This is a genomic window from Pseudomonas bijieensis, from assembly GCF_013347965.1.
Taxonomy (GTDB): Bacteria; Pseudomonadota; Gammaproteobacteria; order Pseudomonadales; family Pseudomonadaceae; genus Aquipseudomonas; species Aquipseudomonas bijieensis.
In genome coordinates, this window is the sequence record NZ_CP048810.1 from 4,018,222 (window position 1) to 4,034,285 (window position 16,064).

Sequence of the window (16,064 nt, forward strand, 5' to 3'; positions counted from 1 at the left end):
AGGGATTCAGACAATGGAAGAGCTTATCTCCCCCGGTATCTACAACCTGATCATCTTCGTGCTGGCGATTTATGTCGGTTACCACGTGGTCTGGAACGTAACGCCTGCGCTGCACACACCGTTGATGGCGGTAACCAATGCCATTTCGGCGATCGTGATCGTCGGCGCCATGCTTGCCGCCGCGCTGACCGTGACGCCGCTGGGCAAGACCATGGGCACTCTCGCCGTAGCCCTGGCTGCGGTGAACGTATTCGGTGGCTTCCTGGTAACACGCCGCATGCTTGAGATGTTCAAGAAAAAAGCCCCGAAAGCCGTAAAAGAAGAGGCGCCCAAGTAATGAGCATGAACCTGGTAACGACGCTCTACCTGATCGCGTCGATCTGTTTCATCCAGGCCCTCAAAGGCCTGTCCCATCCCACCACCTCGCGACGTGGCAACCTGTTCGGCATGCTCGGCATGGCGTTGGCGGTGCTTACCACCGTGGGCCTCATTTATAAGCTGGGGGCTGAGCTGGCCACTGCCGGCATTGGCTATGTCATCGTCGGTCTGCTGATTGGCGGCACCGCCGGTTCGATCATGGCCAAGCGCGTCGAGATGACCAAGATGCCGGAGCTGGTGGCGTTCATGCACAGCATGATCGGCCTGGCGGCGGTGTTCATTGCCATCGCGGCGGTCGTCGAGCCGCAATCGCTGGGCATCGTCAAGCAATTGGGCGATTCGATTCCGGCCGGTAACCGCCTGGAGCTGTTCCTCGGTGCAGCCATCGGTGCAATTACCTTCTCCGGTTCGGTGATCGCTTTCGGCAAACTCTCGGGCAAGTACAAGTTCCGCCTGTTCCAGGGCGCACCGGTACAGTTTGGCGGCCAGCACAAGCTCAACCTGATCCTGGGCCTGGCAACGCTAGGCCTGGGCCTGACCTTCATGTTCACCGGCAATCTCGGCGCATTCGCCCTGATGCTGGCCCTGGCCTTTGTATTGGGCGTGCTGATCATCATCCCGATCGGCGGTGCAGACATGCCGGTAGTGGTCTCGATGCTCAACAGTTATTCCGGTTGGGCCGCAGCGGGTATCGGCTTCTCGCTGAACAACTCGATGCTGATCATTGCCGGTTCGCTGGTGGGTTCGAGCGGTGCGATCCTCTCGTACATCATGTGCAAGGCGATGAACCGTTCGTTCTTCAACGTGCTGCTCGGCGGTTTCGGCAACACGGCGGATGCGGCTGGCCCGGCAGGCTCCAAAGAAGCCCGCCCGGTGAAATCCGGTTCGGCTGACGACGCGACCTTCCTGCTGACCAACGCCGACACAGTGATTATCGTGCCGGGCTACGGCCTGGCGGTAGCGCGGGCGCAGCACGCGCTGAAAGAGCTGACCGAGAAGCTGACCCACCACGGCGTGACCGTCAAATACGCGATCCACCCGGTGGCCGGTCGTATGCCTGGGCATATGAACGTCCTGTTGGCCGAGGCTGAAGTGCCTTACGACCAGGTGTTCGAGATGGAAGACATCAACTCCGAGTTCGGCCAGGCCGACGTGGTGCTGGTGCTCGGCGCCAACGACGTGGTCAACCCGGCGGCGAAGAACGATCCGAAGTCGCCGATTGCCGGCATGCCGATCCTCGAAGCGTTCAAGGCCAAGACCATCATCGTCAACAAGCGCTCGATGGCCAGTGGTTATGCCGGCCTGGACAACGAGCTGTTCTATCTGGACAAAACCATGATGGTGTTCGGTGACGCCAAGAAGGTCATCGAGGACATGGTCAAAGCGGTGGAATAACGCTCGCCGCTTCACTACTAACGCCCCGACTTGTCGGGGCGTTTTGATTTGTATCAAGGCCGAACGTTACCGATCCGGTAATAATGTTTTGCCTGAAACGCCCGTAATAGAGGCCTTAAATGCGACCTTTGTAGCGGGTCGGGCACAGCGCGAATTCACTAGACTGCGCATCTTGCTTCCAGCCCGAGATAATCCTCCATGTACCGTGACCGCATTCGCTTGCCCTCTTTGTTGAATAAAGTGATGAGCGCTGCCGAAGCAGCCTTGTTGATTCAGGACGGCATGACCGTCGGCATGAGCGGCTTTACCCGCGCCGGAGAAGCGAAAGCCGTACCCCACGCCCTGGCTGAACGCGCCAAGCTCACCCCGCTGAAAATCAGCCTGATGACTGGAGCAAGCCTGGGCAACGACCTCGACAAGGAGCTCACCGAAGCCGGTGTGCTGGCACGACGCATGCCGTTCCAGGTCGACAGCACGTTGCGCAAGGCGATCAACGCAGGCGAGGTGATGTTCATCGACCAGCACCTCTCGGAAACCGTCGAACAACTGCGCAATGGCCAGCTCAAGCTGCCCGATATTGCCGTGATCGAAGCGGTGGCCATTACCGAGCAAGGGCATATTGTACCGACCACATCGGTGGGTAACTCGGCCAGCTTCGCCATTTTCGCCCGGCAAGTGATCATCGAGATCAACCTGGCCCACAACCCGAATCTGGAAGGGCTGCACGACATTTATATTCCGACCTATCGCCCAACCCGCACTCCGATTCCGCTGGTGAAAGTCGACGATCGTATTGGCAGCCCCGCTATCCCGATCCCGCCGGAAAAAATTGCTGCCATTGTCATCACCCACCAAGGAGACTCGCCTTCGACCGTCGCGCCACCGGACAGCGACACCCAGGCCATCGCCGATCACCTGATCGATTTCTTCAAGCAGGAAGTTTCAGCCGGACGCATGACCAATAAGCTCGGGCCGTTGCAGGCGGGGATTGGCAACATCGCCAACGCCGTGATGTGCGGGCTGATCGATTCCCCGTTCGAAGACCTGACCATGTATTCCGAGGTCCTGCAGGACTCGACATTTGACTTGATCGACGCCGGCAAGCTGAGCTTCGCCTCCGGCAGCTCTATCACGCTGTCGAGTCGACGCAACGCCGATGTGTTCGGCAACCTGGAAAGGTACAAGGACAAATTGGTCCTGCGCCCGCAGGAAATCTCCAACCATCCCGAGGTCGTACGCCGCCTCGGCATCATCGGTATCAACACCGCGCTGGAGTTCGACATATACGGCAACGTCAATTCCACGCATATCTGTGGCACTCGGATGATGAATGGCATTGGCGGCTCGGGGGATTTCGCCCGCAATGCCCACTTGGCGATTTTCGTTACCAAGTCGATTGCCAAGGGCGGTGCCATTTCCAGTGTCGTGCCGATGGTGAGCCATGTGGACCATACCGAGCATGATGTCGACATCCTCGTGACCGAAATCGGCCTGGCCGACCTGCGTGGCCTGGCGCCAAGGGAGCGGGCGCGAGTAATCATCGACAACTGCGTGCATCCATCCTACCGCCAAGCGCTGAATGAATACTTCCAAGCTGCATGCGCCTTGGGTGGGCATACCCCGCATATCCTGCGCGATGCACTAAGTTGGCACCTGAACCTCGAAGAAACCGGGCGGATGTTGGCAGTCTGATACAGCTGGAACACCGCTATCGCAAATACAGTTTTGACTGAAGCTCATCATCCGAGCCCAATCTTACAAAAACTGTACTGCTGTACCGGTGTTTCCTTACAGTCTTTTCCCACAAAACCTCCGGAAACGATGAAAAACGCACCAATATTGAGCAGATAGGTACAGTTGCCTCAATATCGACCAGTACACCGCTCTTTAACAGTTAACTGGTCCCTCACAATACAGGTGAACTGTATCTAGAGAGACTGGCCAAACGAGAGGATCATGGGCACCAGTAAACCACTACCTAATCCCGCCACAAGCGGAAGGATGTCAACCATGGAACGTACACTCAGTTCCGAGCTGTTTTTCGAAGACAAAGCTGAAAAAAACCAGGCCTCCCTGCCTCTTCGCGTTATTGCCAACCTGATGTTGTGGCAGCGCCGCATTGCCAGCCGTCACCAACTGGCTCGTCTGGATTCGCGCCTGCTGGCTGACGCCGGTATCAGCGAAGCACAACGCTACGAAGAGCTGAGCAAGCCGTTCTGGCGCTAACTCAGCGTCGCTGGCCCTGACCCACCGGGTCCACCGCCAGCACCGAATTGAACAAACAAGACCCGTCGCGGGAAACCGCGACGGGTCTTGTCGTTTCCGAGGCCGATTTTTCGGGAAAACTGGAGAGGCATAACAGTTTTAAAACGTCTAACTCAATACCAGTACAGTTTTCTTGAGCCATAGCGCCTAATGCGAGCATCATGCTGCCAGTGACGGTCGCAAAGGGCTGTCAGCCACTGCGTTCTGTCCTAATATCGATGCGAACGTGGCGAAGCGAGTCGAGCATGCGTCTGCTCTTCCAGCTACACGCACCGGCATTACCTCATTATCCAAGGAGTTTCATCATGATTCGTCTTCGCCTGCTCAGCGCAGTTGCCCTGTTGGCCGTAGCCACCCACTCCAACGCCAGCAGCTTTATCGTCACCACTGACTCCATCGTTGGCGCACTCAAGGCCACGTCTGATGTGACTTCCGATGCAACTTCGTCACTGCGGGACAACAAGATCGTTCAAGCCGCCCGCGATGACGCCGCCAGCTTCGTGGCCAGCGAAGGTGCCATCCGTGGCGTGAAACTGGAAAGCGCCCTGGATTACATCCGCCAGCAGGCACCACAGCTCAACGCCACCGATGCGCAGCTGGCCCAGGCCATCCTGGTGATCTGATACAACATGAAACATCGGGCACCAAATGGTGTTCCGATGTTTCAGCGCTGGCTCTGGCCCGCAGGTTTGCGCTAGCCTTCAAGCTCGCCATCAACCGTCGAGTCCCATGCGTTTTTACTCAGATCTGTTCATCGCGTCTTTCTTCGCAGTGTTCTGCTGGTCTGTTCCAGCCCATGCTTTCGATGTGTCCACCCAGCAAGTAGTGGTCAGCGGCTATGCCACCAGCATGGTGACCTCCGCGCCCTTCGACCATAAACTGATCGTTGCCGCACACGATGACGCTGCGGCGTTCATCGCCAGCGACGGGCAGTTGCGAGGTGCACAGCTGGAATCGGCCCTGGATTACCTGCGCCGGACCCAGCCAAAACTTCACGTCAGCGACCTTGAACTGGCACAGGCAATTCTCGTCCAATAGTTATCCTTATTTTTCCGGAGTCGTTCCATGCGTAGCCCGCTGATTGCTGCCGCCCTAGGCCTGCTGGTATTGGCCGATGTGGCCCAGGCACATACCCTGGTAGCCACCAGTAACATCATCGTCCGCGCTTCCCAGCGCACGATTGATTTCACTTCCGATACCACCACTTCCATCCGTGATTCGAAAATCGTCCGCGAAGCCCATGACGATGCGGCCAGTTTTGTCGCCAGCAATGGTGAAATTCGTGGCGCTCATCTCGAGGCCGCCTTCGACACCTTGCGCACCCGCGTGCCGGAAGCCCGCGACGCCAGTGACCAGGTTCTCGCCGAAGCCATCCTCGCATTGTGAGGCGGTTCGCCGCCTGGCTGGCGGCCGGGGTCTTGCTGCTCACGGGCAGCATGGCCCAGGCCGGCTTGCAACTGCACCTCAACGCCAACGGACTGAGCCCGGCGCAACAGCAGGCCAGCCAGGCGCTGCTCGATGAAGCCATGCAGGCGTTGCCGCCGCGCTTCATCGAGCGCCTGGACCGACGCATCGATGTCGGCTGGACTGACCAGATGCCCACCAACGCTTACGGTCAGGCCTCGTTGGTGTCGCAGCTGGACCTCAATAGCAACCTGCTCGACGGCCTTGTCGACGGCAGCGCCGCGACGCAGAAAACCCATCGCCCCCACGGCACCGTGCGACGGGAAATGCTCGCCACGGTCCTGCACGAACTGACTCACATTTATGACCGCTCGCGCCTATGGCCAGACGCCGAGCGCGCGCTGATCCAGCGCTGTACCCGGCGTAACAGCAGTGCCGGGCTCATCGGCCTGCCGGATGAGTGCCGGGGCCAGAACGACCGCCGTTTCACCCTCAGCGATGATCCGCGCTTGCTGGACCTCGCCGGCTGGCCGCAATACGTTGGCCGTCGTGGTGAACGGGAACAACACAACCGCCAGGTCGCCCGCAGCCCGGACCTCTACGAAACGAGCAGCCCCAAGGAATTCGTCGCGGTCAACATGGAGTACTTTCTCCTTGACCCCAGCTATGCTTGCCGCCGCCCCGCCCTGTATCGCTATTATCAGGAGCACTTCGGTTGGGCACCCGCCGCCAAGGATACCTGCGCCAAATCATTTGCCTTCCTCAACGCCGGAAACGACTTCGCCAAGACACCACTGGGCAAGGTCGATCCAGAGCGAGTCTATGCCATTGATTACCTGCTGGCCGAAGCCAATCAGAACTGGGTGAGCCGCTGGGGCCACAGCATGCTCCGGCTGGTGATCTGCGCACCGGGGCGCCCACGGGGTCCGGACTGTCGACTGGATCTGGACCAACACCTGGTGCTGTCATACCGCGCTTTCGTGGGCGATGTGCAGTTGTCGAGTTGGGATGGACTGGTCGGCAAATACCCATCGCGCCTGTTCGTATTGCCGTTGGCCCAGGTGATCGATGAATACACCAAGACCGAACTGCGCAGCCTGGCATCGGTGCCGCTGAACCTGTCGCGCACCGAGATCGAAGAAACGGTCGAACACGCTGCCGAAATGCATTGGAGCTACGACGGCAACTATTACTTCCTGTCCAACAACTGCGCCGTGGAAAGCTTGAAACTGCTGCGCAGCGGCAGCAATAACGAGCAGCTCGAGGGCCTGGACAGCATCATGCCCAACGGCCTGCTGGAAGTGCTCAAGGGCCGGGGCCTGGCGGACACCAGCGTGCTGGATGATCCCAAGGAAGCCTTGCGCCTGGGCTACCGCTTCGACTCCTTCCGCGAGCGGTACCAGGCGATGTTCGAGGTGCTGAAGAAGTATCTGCCAATCAAGCAGCAAACGGTGGAAGACTGGCTGGCCCTGGACGCCGCTGAACGCCGCGTCTGGTTCGAACAGGCCGACCTGCGCACCAGCGCGGCGTTGTTGCTGCTGGAACAGGCCAGTTATCGGCGGCAACTGTTGTTGGCACAGGACGAAGTCAAGCAACGTTACCTTGGAGCCCGTGAATTGCAGAATGGCGGTATGGAAAGGGCTAACGCGACGCTACAGCAGATCCTTGCCAACAGCGGCTTCCTGAGCCGTCCGGCCGAACTGTTGGGCAGCAGCGGCTACGGCTTGCCACAGCCCAGCGAGTGGCAGCGCCTGGAATCGGAAAGCAGTTTGCGCCAGAAGCAACTGCAAACGCTGACAGGCGACCTGGACAAGGAGGTCCGGGCGTTGCTCGAGCCGAGCCGCGCCGCTGAAATTGCTGCGAGCGAGGCCAATGTGAAAGAAATCGGCGAGCACTTGCGCAAGCTGCACAAGGCCGGGGGGCGGGTTGGAGTTGCCTTGATCCCCTGTTCCGCCATTGTGGCGAGGGAGCTTGCTCCCGCTGGGCCGCGAAGCGGCCCCAAACAGGCTCGCGCAATTTTTCAGAGAGACCGCATTGGCTGGTTTACGGCTGCTTCGCAGCCGAGCGGGAGCAAGCTCCCTCGCCACAAGAGCAGCTCTAAAACCATAAATTAAAAAGGGGTTCAGAACTTGGTTCTGAACCCCTTTTTTCGTGGCTGCGAGTCGAATCAAAATCAGCCAAGACGCGCCTTGCGCACACCATCAGCCAGGGCGGCACACAAACTCAACACGCCATCAATCGCCTGTTCCGACGTTTCGGCCTTGGCGATATGGTCGATCAGCGCCGAGCCCACCACCACCCCATCAGCCAATCGCGCGATGGACGCAGCCTGCTCCGGCGTACGAATACCGAAACCAATGCTGATCGGCAGATCGGTATGGCGACGCAAGCGCGCAACAGCTTCTTCCACATGCTCCAGCGTCGCGGCGCCGGCACCGGTCACGCCCGCCACCGATACGTAATACACGAAACCCGAACTGCCGTTGAGCACAGTCGGCAAACGCACGTCGTCGGTGGTGGGAGTGGTCAGGCGGATGAAGTCCAGGCCGGCAGCCTGGGCCGGTTCGCACAGTTCACTGTTGTGCTCGGGCGGCATGTCCACAACGATCAGGCCATCCACACCAGAGTCCAGCGCCTCACCAATGAAACGCTGCACGCCATAGCGGTGGATCGGGTTGAAGTACCCCATCAGCACCAGTGGTGTATCGGTATTGTCCTTACGGAACTCACGAACCATTTGCAGGGTTTTCGCCAGGTTCTGCTGGGCCCCCAGGGCGCGGATGTTCGCCAACTGAATCGCCGGGCCGTCGGCCATCGGGTCGGTGAACGGCATGCCCAACTCGATCACGTCGGCACCGGCAGCCGGCAGGCCTTTGAGAATCGCCAACGAGGTATCGTAGTCCGGATCGCCAGCCGTGACGAAAGTCACCAGGGCGGCGCGGTTCTGTTCCTTGAGTTCGGCAAAACGGGTTTGCAGGCGGCTCATCAGTGTTTCTCCTGCTGGGACTGTTCCATGTGGTGCATCACGGTTTGCATGTCTTTGTCGCCACGGCCGGACAGATTGACCACCATCAGGTGATCTTTCGGCAGGTTGGGTGCGCGTTTGAACACTTCCGCCAGGGCATGGGCACTTTCCAGTGCAGGAATGATCCCTTCCAGGCGACAGCATTTGTGAAAGGCTTCCAAGGCTTCGGCGTCAGTGACCGAGGTGTATTGGACGCGACCAATGTCATGCAACCAGGCATGTTCCGGGCCGATACCGGGGTAGTCGAGACCCGCGGAAATCGAATGGGCGTCGATGATCTGACCGTCGTCGTCCTGCAACAGGAAGGTGCGGTTGCCGTGCAGTACACCCGGCACGCCGCCGTTCAAACTCGCCGCATGCTTACCGGTCTCGATGCCATAGCCCGCGGCCTCGACGCCGATGATCTCGACGCTCTTGTCGTCCAGGAACGGGTGGAACAAGCCCATGGCGTTGGAGCCGCCGCCGATGCACGCCACCAGGCTATCCGGCAGGCGACCTTCCTGGGCTTGCAACTGCTCGCGGGTTTCCTTGCCGATCACGGCCTGGAAGTCGCGCACCATGGCCGGGTACGGATGCGGGCCCGCCACGGTGCCGATCAGGTAGAACGTGCTGTCGACGTTGGTGACCCAGTCACGCAGGGCCTCGTTCATTGCGTCCTTCAGCGTGCCGGTACCGGCGACCACCGGGATCACTTCAGCGCCCAGCAGCTTCATGCGGAATACGTTGGCCTGCTGCCGCTCGATGTCGGTGGTGCCCATGTAGATCACGCAATCCAGGCCGAAACGTGCAGCCACAGTGGCGGTCGCCACACCGTGCATGCCGGCACCGGTCTCGGCGATGATGCGTTTCTTGCCCATGCGCCGCGCCAACAGGATCTGGCCGATGCAGTTGTTGATCTTGTGCGCGCCGGTGTGGTTCAGCTCTTCACGCTTGAGATAGATCTTGGCGCCGCCGCAGTATTCGGTCAGGCGCTCAGCGAAGTAGAGCGGGCTCGGACGTCCGACATAGTCACGCTGGAAGTAGGCCAATTCTTCGAGGAACGCCGGATCTTCCTTCGCCACTTCGTATTCGCGGGCCAGGTCGAGGATCAACGGCATAAGGGTTTCGGCCACATAGCGGCCACCGAATGCACCAAACAGGCCGTTGGCGTCGGGGCCACTGCGCAGGTTGAAGGGGGTCGTAGACTGGGTCATCGGGCGCTCCAAGCGAATGCGTAGAAAGACAATGAGGTCACTCTACCCCTGACATGCCGCGCTGAAAACCGATAAGATCGCCACAACCTGTCAGAAAAACTCACATATCCCATGAGCCATGACCTTCCCCCGCTCAACGCTTTGCGCGCCTTCGAGGCCACCGCCCGCCTGAACAGCGTAAGCCAGGCGGCTGAACAGCTGCACGTCACTCACGGTGCGGTCAGCCGACAATTGAAGGTGTTGGAAGAGCATCTGGGCGTCAGCCTGTTCAGCAAGGATGGGCGCGGCCTGAAACTCACAGATGCCGGCTTGCGCCTGCGGGATGTCAGCGCCGAGGCGTTCGAACGATTGCGCGGTGTTTGCGCGGAACTGACGCAAAGTACGGCAGATGCCCCGTTTGTTCTGGGCTGTTCGGGAAGTTTGCTGGCGCGCTGGTTTATTCCCCGACTGGGCAGGCTCAACGCCGACCTGCCGGATTTGCGCCTGCATTTGTCCGCCGGCGAAGGCGACCTGGACCCCCGGCGCCCGGGGCTGGACGCCTTGCTGGTATTCGCCGAACCACCCTGGCCGGCGGACATGCAGGTGTACGAACTGGTGAGCGAGCGGATCGGCCCCGTGATGAGCCCGCACTACGCCGGGTTCGCCCGCTTGCAGGCCGCACCGGCCAGTGCGCTATTGGACGAGCCATTGCTGCATACCACGTCACGCCCACAGGCCTGGCCGACCTGGGCACGGCAAAAACACCTTGAACCCCAGGCACTGAAGTTCGGGCAAGGATTCGAGCATCTGTACTATTTGCTGGAGGCCGCCGTAGCGGGATTAGGCGTGGCGATCGCGCCCGAGCCACTGGTGGCCGAGGACGTGCGCGCCGGTCGTCTGGTCGCGCCGTGGGGCTTCGATGAAACGGCGGCGCGACTGGCGTTGTGGCTGCCCAAGCGCGCCGCAGACGGGCGCGCAGGGCAATTGGCCCAGTGGCTCAGGCATGAGCTGAGCCAACCGAGTCAGTCACCGCGTTTGCACAGCAAGTAAGCGGCCAGCAAACCCAGCGCACCGACCGCGACACCAGCCGTGGTCCAGGGGTGTTCCTGCGCGTAGTCGCGTGTGGCGATTCCGGTTTCACGGGTTTTCACCTTGACCTCTTCATACGCATCGCTCAGCAGATGGCGAGAATGTTTCAGCGCGTTTTCAGCATTTGCCTTGAGCGATTTGAGGGTCTTACGCGACTCGTCCGAAGCATCGTCCTTCAGGCTTTCCAACGACTTGAGCAGACTCTCGATCTCCGCTTCCATGCTTTGCAACGAGGCTTTACGTAACGAATTGCTGGCCATGGTGGCTCTCTCCTGCAGTGGTTGAGTGGCGTGTGTGAATTGGGACTGCGGTCGTTTCTGAAAGTGCAGTAAATCTGAACTTCAAAGCGCAAACGGCGCCACACGTAAGGCGAAAATTCGCTGCTAGGCTGTTAAAGACCAACCAAGGAGAACGTCATGAGTGATCATCACACGTACAAAAAAGTCGAACTGGTCGGCTCGTCTCCCACCAGCATTGAAGACGCCATCAATAACGCCCTGGCCGAGGCCAGCAAAAGCCTCAAGCACTTGGAGTGGTTCGAAGTCACGGAAACCCGCGGACACATCGAAAACGGTCGTGCCGCGCACTTCCAGGTGACCATCAAGGTCGGGTTCCGGATTGCCAACAGCTGAGGGGCGGTGAACTTGCACGCTGGCGGAGTGCCATAGGGAATGGCGATGCGCTATGGTATGCGCATCATGTTTTTCCATACCTGCCCTATTCGATCCGACCAAGGAGTGCGAGCGATGAAAAAGTTGATGGTAGCCCTGGGTTTGCTGAGCCTTGCCGGCGGTGCGTTTGCAGCCGGCAAGTCCTGCGAAGAGCTGAAAACCGAAATCGCAGCGAAGCTGGACGCCAAGGGTGTGTCAGGTTATTCGCTGGAAGTCGTCGATAAAGGCGCAGCGGCTGAAGGACAAAAAGTCGTCGGCACCTGTGAGGCCGGTACGAAAGAAATCGTCTACAAGCGCGGCTGATCCCGCGCGTACGTCAAAGCCGACGCAATGCGTCGGCTTTTTCATGGGCGTCATTCAGCCTTTCATGACCTGCGCCAGCAACTCGTAGGAGTGCAAGCGATCAGCGTGCTCATATAGATCACTGGTAAAAATCAGCTCATCGGCCTGGGTTTGCTCAATCAGCACCTCCAGCTTGGCGCGAATCTTCTGCGGACCGCCAACCATGGCCAGGCCCAGGAAATCGCCAACCGCTTCTTTCTCATGGGGCAGCCAGAGACCGTTCATGGTTTCCACTGGCGGACGTTGCACCAGGCTTTGGCCGCGCATCAACGCCAGGATCCGCTGATACACCGAGGTCGCCAGGTAATCGGCCTGTTCGTCCGTATCGGCCGCCACCAGTGGCACGCCGAGCATTACATATGGCTTGTCGAGCACCGCCGACGGCTTGAAATGGTTGCGGTAAATGCGTATCGCCTCGTGCATATAGCGCGGCGCAAAGTGGGAGGCGAATGCATAGGGCAAGCCCCGTTCACCGGCTAATTGCGCACTGAACAGACTCGAACCCAGCAGCCACACCGGCACGTTGGTGCCGGTGCCTGGCATGGCGATGATGCGTTGATCCGGAGTACGCGGGCCGAGATAGCGCATCAGTTCGGCCACGTCTTCAGGGAAATCGTCAGCGCTGCCAGAGCGCTCGCGACGCAGCGCCCGGGCGGTCATCTGGTCGGAACCTGGCGCACGCCCCAGCCCGAGGTCGATTCGACCTGGGTAGAGGCTTTCCAGCGTGCCGAACTGCTCGGCAATGATCAACGGCGCATGGTTGGGCAGCATCACCCCGCCGGAGCCGACACGGATGGTCGAAGTGCCCCCGGCCAGATAGCCCAGCAGCACGGCGGTCGCGGAGCTGGCGATGCCATCCATGTTGTGGTGCTCGGCTACCCAGAAACGGGTATAGCCGTATTTCTCCACGTGCTGCGCCAGGTCCAGCGAGTTGCGCAAGGACTGGGCGGCGTTGCCGTCGGCGCGAACAGGCACCAGGTCGAGGGTTGAGAATTTCACTTCGGACAGCTGTTTCATGGGCCGGGATCTCCAACGGCGTTCCGGGCTTTTTCCTACGGGCAAAAGCCTGCCGTTTCTAAAGGTGTGTTCCATGCAATGTGGGCATATACCCGAGTTTCAATAGCTGCGACGAATTTTCCTACTAAATCGGTCGGCTAATCGACAGGATGAACTTTATCGGGCGGTCTATCCTCACAACCCTGACAACGGAAAACACCCAGGCGCGAACCCCGCGCCGGATATTGAGGAGGCAGACATGGCTATCATCAAGAAAGCATCGGCTCATTGGGAAGGCGACCTGAAAACCGGTATCGGCTCCATCTCCACGGAAACTGGCGTGTTACGCGAAGCACCCTATGGTTTCAAGGCTCGATTCGAGGGCGGCAAGGGCACCAACCCAGAGGAATTGATCGGCGCGGCCCACGCCGGCTGCTTTTCCATGGCCTTTTCGATGATCCTTGGCGACGCCGGGCTAAAGGCCGAGAGTATCGACACGAACGCCGAAGTCACCCTGGATCAGGTCGATGGCGGATTTGCGATTACCGCCGTGAAGCTGATTCTCAAGGCGAAAATCCCCGGCGCCAGCCAGGCGCAGTTCGACGAACTGAGCAAGAAGGCCAAGGAAGGGTGCCCGGTTTCCAAGGTGCTGAATGCCGAGATCACATTGGACGCAACGCTGGTGAGCTGACCCGCTGAAGGCGGTCGCAGCTTTCGCAGGCATTGTGGAGGCTGCGACCTTTCTGGGGACGGGTGATCTGTTTACCTTGATGCAATTGTGGTCGAATGCATGCCCGCAGTCTCAGCGCACAGGCAGTGCGCGCTGCAATGAGGAATTCGAGCATGAAACGATTTGCCCTGGCAGTCATCGGTTGCGCATTGGCCTCGTCGGCCCTTGCGGCCCCCAAACCCTGCGAAGAACTCAAGGCCGAAATCGAAGCCAAGATCCAGGCGCAGGGCGTCACGTCCTATACGCTGGAAATCGTCACCAATGACGAAGTCCATGACCAGAACATGGTCGTTGGCACTTGCGAAAACGGCACGAAGAAAATCATCTACCAGAAGAACGACCGCTAAGACGCCCTATGGCATGCAACGGGCTTGTCGATCTTCGGCAACGATTTCTCGCTTGGCGTCATAAAGCCGGGCGCTTGGGGTGAACGCCAGGTTACGCGCCTCCAGACGATAGCGCTGGCCGGCTTCGAAATGGTCGTATCGCACGGTCAGGTAGCACAGCCGTTCTTGCGGCTCGCTCATCAAACCCAGCCCACCGCCACCAAACACCTCGAAATCGAAGCGCACTTCCAATTCATGACTGCCCGACGAAACCTGGAAGAAACGCCCGTCTCGCAGTCGCTGACCATCCAGCTTTTCAGCCATCAGTACCTTGCCGCCAGGCGTAGGCGTCGCGAAATCGATCCAGGCCATGTTCGAATCGACCGCTGGCAACGGGGTCGCCGTGCAACCGCTCATGACAACGAAGGCCAGTAACAGCATGTGAAGACGCATGGTGAGCTTCCTGAAAAATCAGGTCTTGAGCATAGCGCCGATCAACTTTGCTGGCAGCCTGCCGGTGTCCCTTGCCCCACCACCTTGCGTTGTTGGTCATACAGCTTGGCCCAGGGCCGGAAACCGATGTTGCCAGCCTGCAACTGGTAGCGCTGGCCGGCGTTGAAGTCCTTGAACTTCACATTCAACCGGCAATCGCGCCACAGCGGCTCGGCATCCGGGCCAATGTTGCCGGGCTCGACGGCAAATTGATAACGCACCGTCAGCTCATGGCTGCCGGGTTGCACCTCGAAATAACGTCGGTCCACAGACATCTTGTCATCGACCTTCAGCGCTTGCAGCGCGGTGTCCTGATGGTTTCCCAGGTCGATCCACGCTTGGGATGGGTCAGGGTCAGGCAAACCGGCACAACCGGTCAGCAGCAACAGGCCACTCGTCAGCATCAACACGCGCATAGCGAAGCTCCAGGCAGGCGAGATAGTCTTGTGGGCAGACTTTCCCAGGGTGATTCCAATTGATCAGGCCGCATTCAAACCATCGGTTACTCGACCGTGTTTTCCGGATTTTGTTTCCAGGCCTCCTGCTTTTGTTACTCAACGGTTGCACAAGCGCCAGTTACTACAGCCAGCTCGTCGGCGGGCAACTTCGGTTATTGCAGGCCCGAGAGCCTATCGACCAGATCATCGCCGACCCTGCTCGCGATACCCAACTGAAAGCGCACCTGGCCCAAGCGCGCGAGGCGCGGGCATTCGCCACTGCTCACTTGCACTTGCCGGACAATAAAAGCTATCGCCTGTACGCCGATATTGGCCGCCCGTTCGTAGTCTGGAATGTCTTCTCCACGCCCGAATTTTCCCTGGCACCGCAAAACCACTGTTTCCCGATTGCCGGTTGCGTGGCCTATCGCGGCTACTACAGCCAGGACGCCGCCCGTGGCGAGGCCGCGTTGCAGCGGCTGCAGGGCATGGACGTGTCGATCGGTGGCGTAGAGGCCTACTCGACGCTGGGCTGGTTCAACGATCCGATCCTGAGCTCGATGATGCATTGGGGCGACGAACGCCTGGCGACACTGATCTTTCATGAACTGGCGCACCAGCGGTTTTATGTAAAGGACGACACGGAATTCAATGAGTCCTTCGCCACCTTCGTCGAACAGGAAGGCAGCCGGCAATGGCGCGCCAGTCGCGGGCTGGCGCCGGATAACGGCAAGCGGGTGCGCCAGCGCGACCAATTCATCCAACTGATCCTCGATACCCGTCAGCGCCTGGAAAAGCTCTATACCCAGCCCTTACCGGCCGAACAGATGCGTCAACGCAAGGCAGAAGAATTCGAACACCTGCGCGCCGACTATCAGCAACTACGCGACAGCCAGTGGGCAGGCGACAAACGTTATGACGCCTGGGTCTATGCGCCACTTAACAATGCACGGTTATTGCCGTTTGGTTTGTATGACCAGTGGGTGCCGGCCTTTGCGGCATTGTTCAGGCGGGAGGGCGGTGATTGGGTTGCGTTTTATGCGGCGGTGGAAAAGCTGGGGAAATTACCGATCGACGAGCGCAGGGCGGCCTTGAAGGCGTTGGCGGAGCCGAATACTTCCATTGACTAGGCGGACGTCATCGCGAGCAAGCTCGCTCCCACATTGGGCATCTCCAATCCTGTGGCGAGGGAGCTTGCTCCCGCTAGGCTGCGCAGCAGTCGTCGCTTTTCAGGGCCGCTTCGCGCCCCAGCGGGAGCAAGCTCCCTCGCCACGGATAATGGCCATCTAAGCCATCGCTGTCTCACCAAGCCTGGCCACAGCCAGCAACCCCGCAATTAAAA

At 59.5% G+C, this 16,064-nt stretch carries 19 protein-coding genes and 1 pseudogene; 14 read left to right on the forward strand and 6 right to left on the reverse strand.

Going from position 1 to position 16,064, the window contains the following annotated elements:
• Positions 1 to 13: 13 nt before the first annotated feature.
• From GN234_RS17500 to GN234_RS17535, 8 genes and pseudogenes are all read left to right on the forward strand, one after another.
• Positions 14 to 337, forward strand: a complete 324-nt coding sequence (locus tag GN234_RS17500) for an NAD(P) transhydrogenase subunit alpha part 2 (RefSeq protein ID WP_003187010.1) — start codon at positions 14 to 16, stop codon at positions 335 to 337.
• Positions 337 to 1,773 carry an NAD(P)(+) transhydrogenase (Re/Si-specific) subunit beta gene (locus tag GN234_RS17505; RefSeq protein ID WP_030139190.1) on the forward strand — a complete coding sequence of 479 codons (1,437 nt, stop codon included), beginning with the start codon at positions 337 to 339 and terminating at the stop codon, positions 1,771 to 1,773. Before GN234_RS17500 ends, GN234_RS17505 begins: the two co-directional genes overlap by 1 nt.
• A 198-nt stretch (positions 1,774 to 1,971) precedes the next feature.
• Positions 1,972 to 3,465: an acetyl-CoA hydrolase/transferase family protein gene (locus tag GN234_RS17510; protein ID WP_116833878.1), complete on the forward strand. Its 1,494-nt coding sequence runs from the start codon at positions 1,972 to 1,974 to the stop codon at positions 3,463 to 3,465.
• A gap of 318 nt (positions 3,466 to 3,783) precedes the next feature.
• Positions 3,784 to 3,999: a DUF1127 domain-containing protein gene (locus GN234_RS17515; protein ID WP_003187014.1), complete on the forward strand. Its 216-nt coding sequence runs from the start codon at positions 3,784 to 3,786 to the stop codon at positions 3,997 to 3,999.
• Positions 4,000 to 4,343: 344 nt separating this feature from the next.
• Positions 4,344 to 4,661: a DUF2388 domain-containing protein gene (locus GN234_RS17520; RefSeq protein ID WP_109756545.1), complete on the forward strand. Its 318-nt coding sequence runs from the start codon at positions 4,344 to 4,346 to the stop codon at positions 4,659 to 4,661.
• 106 nt (positions 4,662 to 4,767) lie between these two features.
• Complete coding sequence (locus GN234_RS17525; protein ID WP_109756544.1) at positions 4,768 to 5,076, forward strand: DUF2388 domain-containing protein; 309 nt, start codon at positions 4,768 to 4,770, stop codon at positions 5,074 to 5,076.
• Between the two features lie 27 nt (positions 5,077 to 5,103).
• Complete coding sequence (locus tag GN234_RS17530; protein WP_003187020.1) at positions 5,104 to 5,424, forward strand: DUF2388 domain-containing protein; 321 nt, start codon at positions 5,104 to 5,106, stop codon at positions 5,422 to 5,424.
• Positions 5,421 to 7,383 (forward strand): annotated as a pseudogene (locus tag GN234_RS17535) (DUF7844 domain-containing protein). The gene GN234_RS17530 and the pseudogene GN234_RS17535 overlap by 4 nt, the downstream one beginning before the upstream one ends.
• Before the next feature lie 232 nt (positions 7,384 to 7,615).
• Here the strand turns inward: GN234_RS17535 and trpA are convergent.
• Both trpA and trpB read right to left on the reverse strand, forming a co-directional pair.
• Positions 7,616 to 8,428: a tryptophan synthase subunit alpha gene (gene trpA, locus GN234_RS17540; RefSeq protein ID WP_116833876.1), complete on the reverse strand. Its 813-nt coding sequence runs from the start codon at positions 8,426 to 8,428 to the stop codon at positions 7,616 to 7,618.
• A complete protein-coding gene (trpB, locus tag GN234_RS17545; RefSeq protein ID WP_014335911.1) occupies positions 8,428 to 9,660 on the reverse strand; it encodes a tryptophan synthase subunit beta in 1,233 nt (410 codons plus the stop codon). Before trpB ends, trpA begins: the two co-directional genes overlap by 1 nt.
• 111 nt (positions 9,661 to 9,771) lie before the next feature.
• On the opposite strand from trpB, the gene GN234_RS17550 reads away from it, so the two are divergent.
• The gene (locus GN234_RS17550; protein WP_163855877.1) at positions 9,772 to 10,689 is read left to right on the forward strand and encodes a LysR family transcriptional regulator; all 918 of its coding nucleotides are present in this window, start codon (positions 9,772 to 9,774) and stop codon (positions 10,687 to 10,689) included.
• Here the strand turns inward: GN234_RS17550 and GN234_RS17555 are convergent.
• Positions 10,662 to 10,988 (reverse strand): ElaB/YgaM/YqjD family protein, encoded by a 327-nt coding sequence (locus tag GN234_RS17555; RefSeq protein WP_003196426.1) that lies wholly within the window; start codon positions 10,986 to 10,988, stop codon positions 10,662 to 10,664. The genes GN234_RS17550 and GN234_RS17555 overlap by 28 nt on opposite strands.
• Positions 10,989 to 11,144: 156 nt before the next feature.
• Between GN234_RS17555 and GN234_RS17560 the strand changes: the two genes are divergently transcribed.
• Together GN234_RS17560 and GN234_RS17565 are read left to right on the forward strand one after the other, a co-directional pair.
• Positions 11,145 to 11,360, forward strand: a complete 216-nt coding sequence (locus GN234_RS17560) for a dodecin (protein ID WP_003177209.1) — start codon at positions 11,145 to 11,147, stop codon at positions 11,358 to 11,360.
• Between the two features lie 114 nt (positions 11,361 to 11,474).
• The gene (locus GN234_RS17565) at positions 11,475 to 11,702 is read left to right on the forward strand and encodes a DUF1161 domain-containing protein (RefSeq protein WP_109756540.1); all 228 of its coding nucleotides are present in this window, start codon (positions 11,475 to 11,477) and stop codon (positions 11,700 to 11,702) included.
• Between the two features lie 54 nt (positions 11,703 to 11,756).
• Here GN234_RS17565 and GN234_RS17570 read toward each other — a convergent pair whose 3' ends face one another.
• Complete coding sequence (locus tag GN234_RS17570) at positions 11,757 to 12,758, reverse strand: LLM class flavin-dependent oxidoreductase (protein ID WP_058544936.1); 1,002 nt, start codon at positions 12,756 to 12,758, stop codon at positions 11,757 to 11,759.
• A gap of 238 nt (positions 12,759 to 12,996) precedes the next feature.
• Between GN234_RS17570 and GN234_RS17575 the strand changes: the two genes are divergently transcribed.
• Positions 12,997 to 13,428: an OsmC family protein gene (locus tag GN234_RS17575; RefSeq protein ID WP_109756539.1), complete on the forward strand. Its 432-nt coding sequence runs from the start codon at positions 12,997 to 12,999 to the stop codon at positions 13,426 to 13,428.
• A 152-nt stretch (positions 13,429 to 13,580) separates the two neighbouring features.
• Positions 13,581 to 13,814 (forward strand): DUF1161 domain-containing protein, encoded by a 234-nt coding sequence (locus tag GN234_RS17580; RefSeq protein ID WP_176688826.1) that lies wholly within the window; start codon positions 13,581 to 13,583, stop codon positions 13,812 to 13,814.
• Positions 13,815 to 13,820: 6 nt separating this feature from the next.
• On the opposite strand, the gene GN234_RS17585 is transcribed toward GN234_RS17580, so the two are convergent.
• Together GN234_RS17585 and GN234_RS17590 are read right to left on the reverse strand one after the other, a co-directional pair.
• A complete protein-coding gene (locus tag GN234_RS17585; protein WP_176688827.1) occupies positions 13,821 to 14,246 on the reverse strand; it encodes a PA0061/PA0062 family lipoprotein in 426 nt (141 codons plus the stop codon).
• A gap of 41 nt (positions 14,247 to 14,287) precedes the next feature.
• Complete coding sequence (locus GN234_RS17590; RefSeq protein ID WP_109756536.1) at positions 14,288 to 14,701, reverse strand: PA0061/PA0062 family lipoprotein; 414 nt, start codon at positions 14,699 to 14,701, stop codon at positions 14,288 to 14,290.
• Between the two features lie 59 nt (positions 14,702 to 14,760).
• On the opposite strand from GN234_RS17590, the gene GN234_RS17595 reads away from it, so the two are divergent.
• Positions 14,761 to 15,852, forward strand: coding sequence for an aminopeptidase (locus GN234_RS17595; protein ID WP_163855882.1), 1,092 nt, complete (start codon positions 14,761 to 14,763; stop codon positions 15,850 to 15,852).
• Positions 15,853 to 16,064: the final 212 nt, after the last annotated feature.